The organism is Rhodanobacter sp. B04 (genome assembly GCF_002001125.1).
GTDB lineage: Bacteria > Pseudomonadota > Gammaproteobacteria > Xanthomonadales > Rhodanobacteraceae > Rhodanobacter.
Map to the genome: position 1 here is coordinate 171,100 of NZ_MUNV01000012.1, position 12,859 is coordinate 183,958.

Genomic DNA, 12,859 nt, shown 5'->3' on the forward strand with positions numbered 1-12,859 from the left:
TCCGCCAAAAAAGGACATGGCCGAACTTCGCGCAAGCAATAGCCCGCCGATGACGGTCATCGAGCACACGACGTACCGCTCGTGTGCAACATCACTGCGCCACGAATCCTATCCTGGCGTGACTGCCATCGCAGAACGGCTTGTTCTGGCTGGCGCCGCAGCGGCACAGGAACGTGCCCGTGGTCCGCGCCACCATGCGGCCGGTGCCGCTGGTGATCTCTAGGTTGCCGCGCACCTTCAACGGGCCATTGGCCTGTGGCTCGACGTGCAGCGGCCCATCGCGCACGGGCAGCGCATCGGTCGACGTTCCCGTCGGCGGTTCGCCGGTGGCGGTGAAGTGGACGTCATGGTGCGAGCCGTCGCAGAACGGCTTGTTCTTAGATGCCCCGCAGCGGCACAGCGTGGCGCGATATCCCGCCGGCGCGCCGTTCAGATGCAGATCGCCGCGAAACGCGTACGGGCCGGCCTCACGCGTGGCCGCGAGGTTCACCGGCGGCGCGGCCTCATCGGGACGGCCATCGCGCCGCTTGTAGCGGATCGCACCGGAGGGACAGGCATGGGCGATGTCCACCAGCCGCTCCGCATCCATCGTGTCGGGATGGATCCACGGGCCTTGCACGTTGGCGAGGAACACGGTGGGCGCACCGGTCACGCAGAAGCGCGCATGGATGCAGCGCTTCGATTCGAACAGCAAGGTCAGCTTTTCACCCTCGACCTGTTCGATGCCATCGTGCTCGGATGCCGGTGATGCAGTTTGTGTGGCGGGCGTGACTTCAGGCAACGCCTGAGACGCGGCCGATGGCGCCGGCCTGGACAGATCGAAACCCTGCATCGCGTCTTGCGCAAGCCGGGAGAGGAGCGACGCCGCAGCCGCGGTGCGCGCATCGCCGGCTTCGTTCAGGCGCGCGGCCGCACCCGCGAGTTGCTGCATCCGCTCGCGGAAAAAGCGACGCGCACCCGGGCCGGGCGGCAACGCCGAGGCGTCGCGCAAGGTAATGAACGACACCCCCGCATGGCACGCCGGATTCGACGGGCCCGCCGGCAGTCGCGCGGCGCGCTCGGCCAGCGGCGCCAAGGCGTGCATCAGGCCGATCGACAGGTCCAGCGCCAGCATCTTGTCCGGATCCGGCGTCGGCACGGCGTAGCTATAGGCGAGCAGGCGCTGCATCAGGCCATAGGCGCTGTTGGCCAGATCGACCGTCGCGATGGCGTGGGCATCCTCGATCCACACGCGGCCTTCCGGGCGCGGCGGCCGCCGCAGCACCGGGTTGGTGGCTGCGGGAAACGCCGGCACGAAGGACGGATCGGCGGCGAGCAAGGCTTGGTATTCGGCGCGTATCCGCGCGAATTTCTGGTAGTGCGAGTCCTCGCTGTTCTGCTGCGCGCCTTCGCCCTGGGTGATGATCGCGTTGAAGGCGATCAGCGCGGTCTTCAGGCAGATCACGCGCTTGGCGCCGGGAAGCGACACGTCGGCGCCGGACAACTGCAACGCAGGGTCACCGCACAACGCAGCGGCCTCGCCGTGCGCTTCGACCAGTTTGCACAGACCTTCGCTCAGCTTCTGGTAGAACACCCCGACGGTGTCGTAATCCAGTCCCATCGGAGTGAGACGAGGGCCGTCGACACCGCGCACGAAGACGCGTTCGGGTGCGAAGCCTGCACCATCCGGCTCGGTGGAATCGGCAGGCCGTTCCAGGTAGATGAAATGCTGCAGCGTGGCCGCGTTGAAAGGCGCCAGCTTCACCACCACGCCGGCCGGCAGGTAGCCGGGATCGAGCGGAAAGTTCGATCGCCCGATGCGTGGCGCGCCGCCGAGCGCCACGGTGATGTTCCACACCGAAGCCAGGTGCCCCATCTCCTCCGTGGCGATCTGCAGGATGGTGCGCCGCCAGCGCGTCACGGCATCGAGCTGTTCCGCCGTCAGGCCTTCCTCCACCGACGCCTTCAGCGAGAAGGCGGCATACAGATAAGTGCACATGAGGCAATGCTCGAGCTCCGCCGCCTCGTACAGCGCATGCAACGCCTGTTCGCGACTTGGCGTCACATCGATCGGGTTGTAGCTGGCCATGACGGGCTCCCCGGACAGGCAGTTTCGAGAAGAGACTGAAAATACACCGCTTGAGCAGGATAACCGCAGGCATGTCTCAGGCTGGGAGCCATGTTCGCCGCGGCTCGATGGCAAATGTCCGCTGTCCGCGCCTGTCCGGACAACAGCGACACCGTCCGCGGACAGATGTGTTACGCCGAGTAGCGATGAGCGAAATGGCTTGGGAATGCGGCCTGCCGTGGATTCGAAGCATTGGCACGGGCCTTGCTACATACCTGGTGAAAGCTTCCTGACTTCACTCGCGGAGATCCCTCATGAAATTCGAAACCCTGATGCTGCAGACCCTGTTCACCGCCTGCCTGCTGATCTGCCTGCTGACCCTGGGCGCGATGCTCACGACACAGGTGCCGGTGTCGAGCATTGCAACGAGTCACGCTCCCGTTGCAGCAGTGGCGAGCTCGGCCAGTTGAATCATCGACCGGTTAAGGCGGTCGCCAAAAGCGGATGTTCAAGGCTTGGGTTTCACCCTCGCTCTAACTGCAGTTGACCGTTTTTAGAAATCGTCCGTTACATCCTTGGCGCATGCTCGATTGACCATGCCAGCCACACGAGATTAAAAATCGCCAAGCCTATGTAGCTGGCAACGTTGGCGCGAAATACTGCTGCCCTTACTTGCGGTGCCGGAAACCTTCGTTCAATGCGAGCCACTATCGGTGCTTCGATAAAATATGACGCGAAAAAAAATGGAACGAGAAGAACGAGCGATGCCGCCAGAACCATCCAATACAACTCTCGTTCGTATGGAATGAGCCATGGCGCCTGCCATGTCACCGCGAGGAATTTCTGCAGAGGTGTGGCCAAGCCGTGTGCAGATCCACCGTCCGTGACAAGCTCCAGAATTACCAACGCAACCCAAGTCAAGGGAATCCCGATAATTGTAGAAACCACATTGGCGATCGCCGCGGATTTTGCCAGTGGAATGGCTCGCGCCTTAAGAGTTCGCGCAAGCACTACGGTCTCTAATAGGACGATTGGTACAAGAGCCACAACCATGGCAGGAAAGGTCACGAACAGCATTGGAACACCGGCATCTGCACTTGCAGCGACCGCAAAAAAGCTCACTGAAGCAGCGGCTGCAAGTAAGCGCGCAACGCGAATCTTCTGCATAATGGCGAAACCTTGATGAATGACGGATACGGCGATAGTCCCCATATTCAGCAGGAGAATCGACATCAGCAGCGCTGGACCATCAATGCATGGACCAGCGCTGCTGACGTTGACGCCGCGCCTACTTCGCGGCATCTCCAGCGTGCAGATCAATCATCGGTATGGATCCCGCTCCCACGACCTGGGGCAGGATGCCGTTCCAGCGCTGCATGCCGTAGAAATGCACGTAGTCCGGATTGGACTTGAGCGCGTTGCCCACGGAGGCGATCGCCTTGGCTTGCGCATCGGCCTGCAGGACGATGGCCTGGGCCTCGCCATTTGCACGTTCAACCGCGGCCTGGGCTTCGGCCGCTGCCGTCACGGTCTTCTGCTGGCCCTCGAATTTCTTTTGCGCGACGGTGTTTTCCGCCTGCACCGCGAGGTTCTTGGCACGCACCGCTTCCTCGATCGACTGATCGAACACGGGCGAGTAGTGGATGCCGGTCAGCTGTACGTCGATCGTATCCACGTTGAACAGCCGCCGCAGCGCCTCGCTGATGTCCTTTCGCATCTGCAGGGTAATCTGCGCGCGCTGGTCGGAGATGGTCAGGGTGTTGTACTGGGCAAACGCGGCGAGGGCGCGATCCCGCACGACCGGAAGAATCGTGCCGTCGATATCGAAGTTGCCCGCCCGGCCGACGTGGTAGAGCAGGTTCATCACGGCCGCGCTGGGAATCTGGTAGATGATGCTGACGTCGATGGTGACTTTCTGGTTGTCATTGGTATAGACGTCCAGCGAGTTGAGCGTATAGACCGAACGACTGGTCTGGATGCGGTCGACATTCTCGAAGAACGGGACCTTGAAATGCATGCCGGTGGTAAGTGGCGCCGTCGTCATCGGCGTGCCGCCCAGCCAGCGCGTGCCGGCTTCCTCACTGGGCGAGATCACGAAAACACTGTTCAGGAGCAAGACAACGATAGCAAGGGCAGCAACGATCTTCCCGGTGCGCAGGCCTCCTGCAAGGCCTGCGCTGCCGCCCAGTAGCAAATTCTTCATGTGATCCCCATGGCGCATGGTGTGATGTGGCGATTGCAACCTGGTTCGGCTGGCCGTGAACCGCGACAGCATGCTTGGATGAGGCCGCCGGACACAAGATGCCGTTGCCGGCGTGACGGCAAATCCTGCCGCGCGCCCTGCCATGCGAAGAAACCCGCATCGTCATCGAGTCGGCACGGCTGGAGTCGCCTTGCGCTGGCACGCAGGCGTTCGCCGGGATCGTTCAAGCAACCGGTCCGGCGGAGAAAACCGCCACATCCCTCAGCGCGAAGCTGACCGCGCGCAACCCGCGCCGTACAGGTCGTGATAGACCTGACTGACACGCTCTTCCAGCTCGCCGCCCTGACGCGCCGTATTGAAGGCATCGTTGAGCAGTTTTTCGGCGTGGCGAAGATTGCGCAGGAACCGCTTGGTGTCGTTCGAGAGGCCCAGATCGGCCATCTTCTGTTCCAGGTTTGCATCGTTGGCGGCAGTGAGTGCCTGCTGATTCTTCGCTGTGACTTCGGAGGGCATGGGCATGTCGGTGGTGATGTCGTTCATGACAGCCATCAAGCAAGACACTTGCCAGCACGAACCTGAACGCGACGACGGCCTGATCCGCAAGACCCTGCAGCAGCAATGCGTCCGCGTGCCGCGTAAATACCCATTGCGGCAAGAGATGCCTGCATCCAGGCGTGAAGCCGTCGTGCGATCTTTCGATCCGGCCGGAGCCGGATGACGACAAAAACTGCCGCTGCCTGACACTTGCGTGTCAGGCGGGCTTCCCTGCCGTCGATGCAACCGTGCGCCGATCACTGATACACATGCAGCCGCCCGAAGGTCCAGGCGTGGTAGGAGTCGATCAGGCCAGGTATCGCGCAGTCGTCGTAGAGGCCGTTGCAGCGCGTGCGCAATTCGGTCTCCGCGGAAAAGTACGGATCCTTCGGCAGGCCGGCGGCCTGCAGCACCATGCTGGGCAGGAAGGCGATGTCGAGCATCGGGTAGCTCGGCAGCGGCGGGCCGGCGAAGTTGCTCTTGATCATGTAGTAGGTGAGGTAATCGCGGTATGGCTGCAGCGGTTGCGGCAACGTGCGCTGCAGGCCGCGGATCAATCCGTCGAACGACGGCTGGTGGTCGCCGAAATGCACCAGCACGGTCGGCTGTTCGCGGTCGAGGAAGTCGCGCTCCAGCCCGCTCATCGCCACATCCGAATCGTGCAGGCGCGACAGGTAGGTATCGAAGTTGAGCGCCGGGGTGGCCTTCAGGCCGTGCAGCAGGTTCTGGAACGGCAGCGGCAGGGTCGACATCGGATCGTCGTGCGGGCCGTGCTGGTTGATCGTCAGGATCATCACGAACACCGGCTGGCCCGGCTTCTTGACCTTGTCGTAGACGCGCTTGGCCGCGTCGAACATCTGCTTGTCGGTCTCCTCCCACTCTTCCAGGCCGAGTTCGTTGACGTCGTACAGATGATCGAAGCCGTACGCCGCGTACGCGTTGCGGCCGTTGATGAAGGCGCCATCGGTCGGGTAGATCGCGATGGTGAGGTAGCCGAGCCGGCGCAGTTGCAGTGCCAGCGCATCATGCACGTGCGGCGCCAGCACGAACGGCGCGTACATGCCGCCGGGGCCGAAGATGTCCTGCGGCATACCGGTCAGCGTGGCGAACTCGCTGACCCAGGTGCCGCCGCCGAAGGTATGCGTGCGCAGCACGCCGGTGCCGCGGGTGCGCGCATCGGCCTGGAACATCGCCAGCCGGCAGGCCGGCACGGTGCACACGGTGTAGTTGGACGGATCGAAGGTGCTTTCCTCCAGCACCTGCACGATGTCCGGATACGGCGGGGCGGCGCCCGGCTCGCCCGCGGCGGTCGATCCCCACTGCTGTTCGGCGACGGCGTCGCTCGACATCGCCGGCATCGTCACCGCGGAGTCGCGGAAATTGACGAAGAAGTTGGTCAGCTGCGCGTCGTCGGACAGCTTCTCCCACACATTGCGCGAATGCACCTGTGCGAACGGGCCCGTAGGCAACATGCACAACCAGAAGGCGAACACGCCAAGCACGATGCCGCCCGCGCGCATGCCCAGCGCCGGCCAGCGCCGCAAGCCGACCAGCACACGCCAGTCCCAGCGCCATACCAGGTACAGCAGCGGCGGCACCACCACGCAGATGCCGATGCCCAGCGCGTACAGATGCGGATAATGTTTCAGCGTATCGACCAGGCTGGTGCTGGCGTAATAGATGAAGTCCGATGGCATCAGCTGCGATTCGAGATAACGCTGCTTCAACTCCGAGATGAAGCGCAGCGCCACGAACAACCCGCCGCCGACCACCAGCGCCGTGGCCACCCGCGCGAACACGAACAGCAGCACGATCACCGTGGACAGCATCAGGCCCGCGATGAATACGCGCTGCATCGGCTCGGGTTCGCGCAGCGCGGTCAGCACAAGGCAGCCGGCAAAAAGCACCAGCGCACCCAGCGACATCGCACGGGCGCGTGTGACATACGAAGAGATTCGACGCATCAGTTGAAAGTCCCCCTGTAAGGACCCGGTGTGTCACCAGGGCGCCATCTTACGGTCTTGCACCGGCAACGGGCGGCTTGCCCGATACACCGTTCCACCGGCGTTGGGTATCGGCGTCAGGCTGACCATGCAGCCCGGCCTCCCGGCAACACGGGCTGCAGGCAGCCCCGGTCATCCTGATCTGCTAATTTCATCGGTTTGAATCTGCACACGCTCCATGGAACCGCCATGTCATCACGTCAGCTCCTCCTCGCCGCCCTCATCGCCCTGCTCGCCGGCTGCGCCAACCAGGCGCACAAGCCCGGTCTGTTGATCGATGGCTCCCGCACCAACGTGGCGATCCTGGAAACCACCGACATCCACGCCAACGTGCTGAGCTACGACTACTACAAGCTCAAGACCGATCCCTCGCTCGGCTATGAGCGCACCGCCACGCTGATCCGCCACGCCCGCACCGAGTATCCCAACACCTTCCTGTTCGACAGCGGCGACACCATCCAGGGGAGCGTGCTGGCCGATTACCAGGCGCTGGTGAAACCGGTCGGCTGCGACCAGGAACTGGCGATCTACAAGGCGATGGATGCGCTCGGCTACGACGGCGGCACCGCCGGCAACCACGAGTTCAACTACGGACTCGGCTTTTTGTCGCAGGTCACCGGCACGCCGATGAACGTGGATGGCGGCCACGCCAACCACTGCGCCGGCCCGCATTTCCCGCTGGTGCTGTCCAACGTCGACAGCGCGCGTGACGGTCAGCCGATCTTCAAGCCATGGGCGGTGGTGACCAAGGACGTCGAGGCGTATACGCCGGACGGCAGCAAGATCCGCGTACCACTGAAGATCGGCATCATCGGCTTCACCCCGCCGCCGATCATGCAGTGGGACAAGCAGAACCTGGCCGGCAAGGTCACCGTCAGCGGCGTGGTCGAGGCCGCGCAGAAATACCTGCCGCAACTCGAGGCGCAGCATCCCGACCTGGTCGTGGCGATCCTGCACGGCGGCCTCGACACCGCGCCGTATACCGCGCAGATGGAAAACGCAGGCTGGTACCTGGCCGGCGTGAAGGGCATCGACGTGCTGCTGCTCGGTCACTCGCATACCGAGTTCCCCGGCCCGCACTACGCAGGCATGAAGGACGTCGACGCCCGGCTTGGTTTCGTGCGCAACGTGCCTGCGGTGATGGGCGGCTTCTTCGGCAAGGACCTTGGCGTGATCCAGCTGGTGCTGAACCGCCAGAACGGCCGCTGGGTGGTCGACCTCGACAATACTCACAGCGAAGTGCGCCCGATCTGTCCGCAAAAGGATCAGTGTATGGCCGCCGATCCCGAGATCGCACCGCTGGTGCAGCAGGCGCATGAAGCGGCGATTGCCTACGTCAACACGCCGATCGGCGCGAGCACGCTGCGCATGAGCAGCTATTTCGCCGACGAAGGCAACATGACCGCGCTGGCTGCGGTCAACGCGGCACAGGCCGACTACGTACGCAGCGAATTGCCGCGGTTGCATCCGGAACTGGCGAACGTGCCGGTGCTGTCCGCCGCCGCCGCGTTCCGCACCGGCTTCGGCGGCCCCGACGACTACACCGACGTCGCAGCCGGCCCGATGACCCTGCGCAGTGCTGCGGACCTGTACTTCTATCCGAACACGCTGGCCGCGGTGAAGATCGACGGCGCCGGCCTGAAGGCCTGGCTGGAAAAATCCGCCGAACGCTTCAACCGCATCGACCCGGGCGACGCCAATGAACAGGCGCTGATCAACGACCACTACCCCGGCTTCAACTTCGACCAGATCCAGGGCGGCGTCCACTACGTCATCGACGTGTCGAAACCGGTCGGCGAGCGCATCACCTCATTGACGTTTCACGGCAAGCCGGTCACCCCGGCCGAACCCTTCATCGTCGTCACGAACAACTACCGCGCCAGCGGCGGCGGCAACTTCCCCGGCCTCGACGGCAAGAACATCGTGCTGGCCGCACCGGATGGCACCCGCGAGATCCTGGCGAAATGGCTGGAGCGGCATCGCACGATCGGCGCGAAGGATCTCGAACCGACTTCGTGGAAGTTCGCGCGGCTGAAGACGCGTGGCCCGGTGGTGTTCAAGGGCGCCGGCGACAAGCAGGCGCTGGCGCATGCAGCCGGCCTCGACGATATCCGCCAGCTCAAGGATCACGGTGATGGTACGGCGACTTACATGATCGATCTGTCGCATTGAAGCCGCCAATCAAACGGATATTGCAGTAATTGAACCTGACCCTGCGGGACCCCAAGCTCAGGCGTGCAACCTAGCTGCCAGCAGACCTTCAGCCAGTTCCAGCCTCTTTTCGACCATAAACTTGAATATAGACAATATTCTGTCTGAAAATGAGTTTCACGGCCCTATGGTGGCCGTTTCGACGGGCCCAGTCATGCTTCACTCCTTTGCGCTCAAGAATTTCCTCTCGTTCAAGGAACGAACCGAGGTGTCCTTTGCCCTGACCCAAAAGGCCAGTTCGCACGGTTGGGATGCGCCGTCGCCGGGCGGCCAGCGTCTTGCCACGGCCTTGGCCGTGATCGGTGCCAATGGCGCGGGCAAGACCTCGCTGATCAAGCCCGTGGCGTTTTTGAGTTGGTTCATCAATCACTCGTTCCTGCAAAGCGCGCCGAACGCGCAAATCCCGATCAAGCCGCATTTCTCCGCACCGAACGAACCGGTGGAGTTCGAGATTGAAGCCGATGACTTGGACGGCATTCTTTGGCGCTATGTGTTGAAGGCCACGCCAGAGCGCGTACTACACGAGGCCATTTACAAGCGCCCGAACAAAAAGCGTGCGAGGTTTTCCTATGTGTTCGAGCGGGACTGGGATGAGGCCACGAGGGAATACGTCATCAAACAGGATGGCTTTGGCCTCAACCCTACCGAGGCGAAAAAGGTTCGCCCGAACGCCTCGCTGATTTCGACGGCGGCGCAGTATGGCGTGGAAGTCGCGCAGCACCTGATCGGCGCGAATGTCGCCAGCAACATCATGCAGGTTGGCCGAGTCGATCCCAACCTGGGTTTCATCAATGCATCTATCTTCTTCCATGAAAATGCCGCGTTGAAGAAGCAGATGGAAACCTTGCTGCACAACCTGGATTTCGGCCTGTCCGGCGTGGAGATCAGGAAACTGGATATGACCATGCCACCGGACATGAAGCTCCCGGATGGCACGAAGTTACCGTCGCAATATCAGGTTATGGGCGTCCACACCTTGAAGGATGGTTCCAGACACGAACTTCAGATGTTGGAAGAGTCCAGCGGCACGCGGATGGCATTCACGCAGCTCTGGTATTTGTTGAGCGTGCTGGCCAATGGAGGCATCGCCGCGATCGACGAACTGGAAAGCGACATGCACCCGCACATGATCGAACCTTTGCTTGATCTGTTTGCCAGCCCACATACCAACCCGCACAACGCGCAAATCATCTTTACCAGCCACTCGATTGAAGTGATAGGACTGCTCGGCAAATCGCAGGTCTTTCTTGTCGAGAAGAAGGATTGCGAGAGTGAAGCTTGGCGCCTGGATACGATGGATGGCGTGCGCGTTCAGGACAATCTGTATGCGAAATACATGAGCGGCGCTTATGGAGCAGTGCCGCAACTATGACTCCGCTGCTACCCACCAAAACTCGCACAGTCAAGGAAACCCTGCTCATCGTCTGTGAAGGCGATGCAGAGATCGCTTTCGTCCGTTTTGTGAAGCGAACTTATGCCGATGCACTGGGGCGTGCCGTACAGGAACACAACGCGAAAGGCAAAGGCGGTAAGCATGTATTGGAAACCGGATTGCGCCGCGCGAAGAACAACCGCGCCTACGACAAGGTAGTTCTGCTGTTGGATACAGATCAAGACTGGAACGATGAGCTACGCCCAAGAACGCGAAAATCCCGCGTTGGCAAACACCCAATCAGCGTGATCGAGGCTGATCCCTGCCTGGAATCGTGGCTGCTGCAAATCCTCGGCGCCGAAACCGAAGGCGATACCCGACACGTCAAGCAGAAGTTCCAGGCGCACACTGGTGTCGAAGCGCATGAACCCGAATGGATGGAGAGGCTGCTCAGCCGCGATGTGTTGGACAAAGCCAGGGCGCAGGTGTCGCAACTTGCTGACTTGATGAACCACATGGGCATTGCGAAACCGTAAATCGCCATGCGTCCTTACCAAAACACGTTGTCCAGCGCGGCAATAATGATTGTCTTACTTCCTCGACGACAGCGACCGCCGCTGCTTACAGCTTCCGCGAGAGAGTTCGCTTGTCGCGGGTTGCATCCCGCATGCTTACCGATACCCAGGGACGGAGGTAAATAAATCAAGGGCCAAGCGCGTAACACCGGCGCACACCATACGACAGCGCGCAGCACAACGGGAAAACAGCACGAACGATACTTGCTTAATAGCCGGTGCGACCCACCGCAAGAATCATGTCTGCAGCCTTCTCTCCGATCATCGCGCAAGGCGCCTGGGTGTTGCCGCTGATCACGCGCGGCATGACCGAGGCATCGACCACGCGCAGGCCTTCGACACCGCGCACGCGCAATTCGGGATCGACCACGGATTCCGCGTCGTCGCCCATGCGGCAGGTGCCGACCGGGTGATAGATCGTGTCGGCGTGGGCGCGGATCAGCTGGCGCAGGGTTTCATCGTCATCGCGTCCCGTACCGTAGATCGTGCGCCCGTTCCAACTGGCCAGGATGGGTGCGGCCATGATGCGCTGGCTGATCTTCGTACCAGCGACCAGGGTGTCGAGGTCGCGCGGGTCGCTGAGGAAATTCGGATCGATCAGCGGTGCCTTGCCCATGTCGGCGCTGGCCAGGCGAACCTGGCCGCGGCTGTGCGGGCGCAATACGCAGACGTGGATCGAATAGCCCGAGCCCAGGTGCAGCTTGCGGTTGTGGTCGTCGACGATGCCGATGCAGAAGTGCAGCTGCAGGTCCGGCCGGTCGAGCGACGGATCGCTCCTGAGGAAGCCGCCGGCCTCGGCCACGTTCGTGGTCAGCATGCCGCGCCCGTCGCGACTCCACGCGCGCATGCTCATCATGCCCTGGTACAGCACCGGCAAACTGATGCCGAACAGACCCGGCGCCTTCGCGCGCACGTTCAAGGTGTAGTCGACGTGGTCCTGCAGGTTTTGCCCGACCTGCCCGCGATCCGACACGACATCGATGCCGTGCCCGCGCAGGTGTTCGGCCGGACCCACGCCCGAGGCCATCAGTAGTTGCGGCGAGCCGAACGCACCGGCTGAAAGAATCACCTCGCCGCGTGCGCCCAGCGAATGCTCGACCCCGCCCTTGCGATAGACCACGCCGGTGGCTCGCTTGCCGTCGAAGCGGATGCGCCGAACCTGGGCATTGGCGATCACTTGCAGGTTGGCGGGCCGTGCGCCGGCCACACCGAGATAGGCCTCGGCGGCGTTGAAGCGGCGACCGGCCTTCTGGAACACCTGATAGGCGCCGATGCCTTCCTGCACGGCGCCATTGAAATCGTCATTGCGCGGGCAACCTGCCTGCAAGGCGGCATCGATAAAGGCCTGGGTCGCCGGATTTTTCTCGCGCAGATCCTCGACCCGCAATGGACCGCCGACGCCGTGCAGCGCCGAGGCGCCGCGCGCGTTGTCCTCGCCGCGCTTGAAATACGGCAGCACGTCGTTCCAGCCCCAGCCGTGGCAGCCCAACGCGGCCCAGTCGTCGTAATCCTGCGGCTGGCCGCGCATGTAGATCATCGCGTTGATCAGGCTCGAACCACCGACGCCGCGGCCGCGCGGCTGGAAGCCCTGACGCCCCTGCAGCCCCGCCTGCGGTGTCGTGGTGTAGGCGTAATTGGCCGAGCCTTTCAGGCTCACCAGGGCCGCGATGCCCAGCGGCACTTTCGAGCGCAACAGCGTGCGTTCCGGCCCGGTCTCGAGGATCGCGACGGTCAGGCCGGGCCGGGCTTCGGCCAGTCTTGCAGCTACCGCGCAGCCGGCCGGGCCGGCGCCCACCACGAGATAGTCCACCGAGTCGGCCATCGCTTCGTGTCCTCAAGGAAATCGTTGGGGTATCGCAGGCCAGCCTCTGCACCATACGTGATCGCGACGCATTGCACTACGCACCGTCGCTG

General features: G+C 62.6%; 11 protein-coding genes. 5 read left to right on the forward strand and 6 right to left on the reverse strand.

Going from position 1 to position 12,859, the window contains the following annotated elements; all coding sequences use genetic code 11:
• Positions 1–91: 91 nt before the first annotated feature.
• Positions 92–2,068, reverse strand: a complete 1,977-nt coding sequence (locus tag B0E46_RS11710; RefSeq protein ID WP_077555962.1) for a ferritin-like domain-containing protein — start codon at positions 2,066–2,068, stop codon at positions 92–94.
• 293 nt (positions 2,069–2,361) lie between these two features.
• Between B0E46_RS11710 and B0E46_RS17745 the strand changes: the two genes are divergently transcribed.
• Positions 2,362–2,517 (forward strand): hypothetical protein, encoded by a 156-nt coding sequence (locus B0E46_RS17745; protein ID WP_168171193.1) that lies wholly within the window; start codon positions 2,362–2,364, stop codon positions 2,515–2,517.
• Between the two features lie 97 nt (positions 2,518–2,614).
• Here B0E46_RS17745 and B0E46_RS11715 read toward each other — a convergent pair whose 3' ends face one another.
• The 3 genes from B0E46_RS11715 to B0E46_RS17990 form a co-directional block, all read right to left on the reverse strand.
• On the reverse strand, positions 2,615–3,280 hold the full coding sequence (locus B0E46_RS11715) for a hypothetical protein (RefSeq protein WP_077555963.1): 666 nt from the start codon (positions 3,278–3,280) through the stop codon (positions 2,615–2,617).
• Positions 3,281–3,335: 55 nt separating this feature from the next.
• On the reverse strand, positions 3,336–4,394 hold the full coding sequence (locus B0E46_RS11720; RefSeq protein ID WP_077555964.1) for an SPFH domain-containing protein: 1,059 nt from the start codon (positions 4,392–4,394) through the stop codon (positions 3,336–3,338).
• 117 nt (positions 4,395–4,511) lie between these two features.
• Positions 4,512–4,790 carry a hypothetical protein gene (locus tag B0E46_RS17990; protein ID WP_254425133.1) on the reverse strand — a complete coding sequence of 93 codons (279 nt, stop codon included), beginning with the start codon at positions 4,788–4,790 and terminating at the stop codon, positions 4,512–4,514.
• On the opposite strand from B0E46_RS17990, the gene B0E46_RS17365 reads away from it, so the two are divergent.
• Positions 4,789–4,968 (forward strand): hypothetical protein, encoded by a 180-nt coding sequence (locus B0E46_RS17365; protein ID WP_139350520.1) that lies wholly within the window; start codon positions 4,789–4,791, stop codon positions 4,966–4,968. The genes B0E46_RS17990 and B0E46_RS17365 overlap by 2 nt on opposite strands.
• 73 nt (positions 4,969–5,041) lie before the next feature.
• Here B0E46_RS17365 and B0E46_RS11730 read toward each other — a convergent pair whose 3' ends face one another.
• Complete coding sequence (locus tag B0E46_RS11730) at positions 5,042–6,748, reverse strand: alkaline phosphatase family protein (RefSeq protein ID WP_254425134.1); 1,707 nt, start codon at positions 6,746–6,748, stop codon at positions 5,042–5,044.
• Between the two features lie 228 nt (positions 6,749–6,976).
• Here B0E46_RS11730 and B0E46_RS11735 point away from each other — a divergent pair, with 228 nt between their 5' ends.
• The 3 genes from B0E46_RS11735 to B0E46_RS11745 all read left to right on the forward strand — a co-directional run bounded on the left by B0E46_RS11735 (position 6,977) and on the right by B0E46_RS11745 (position 10,906).
• Positions 6,977–8,959, forward strand: coding sequence for a bifunctional 2',3'-cyclic-nucleotide 2'-phosphodiesterase/3'-nucleotidase (locus B0E46_RS11735; RefSeq protein WP_077555966.1), 1,983 nt, complete (start codon positions 6,977–6,979; stop codon positions 8,957–8,959).
• A 193-nt stretch (positions 8,960–9,152) separates the two neighbouring features.
• Positions 9,153–10,370, forward strand: coding sequence for an ATP-binding protein (locus tag B0E46_RS11740; RefSeq protein ID WP_077555967.1), 1,218 nt, complete (start codon positions 9,153–9,155; stop codon positions 10,368–10,370).
• On the forward strand, positions 10,367–10,906 hold the full coding sequence (locus B0E46_RS11745; RefSeq protein ID WP_077555968.1) for an RloB domain-containing protein: 540 nt from the start codon (positions 10,367–10,369) through the stop codon (positions 10,904–10,906). The genes B0E46_RS11740 and B0E46_RS11745 overlap by 4 nt, the downstream gene beginning before the upstream one ends.
• 247 nt (positions 10,907–11,153) lie before the next feature.
• On the opposite strand, the gene B0E46_RS11750 is transcribed toward B0E46_RS11745, so the two are convergent.
• Positions 11,154–12,767, reverse strand: a complete 1,614-nt coding sequence (locus tag B0E46_RS11750; RefSeq protein ID WP_077555969.1) for an FAD-dependent oxidoreductase — start codon at positions 12,765–12,767, stop codon at positions 11,154–11,156.
• Between the last annotated feature and the right edge of the window lie 92 nt (positions 12,768–12,859).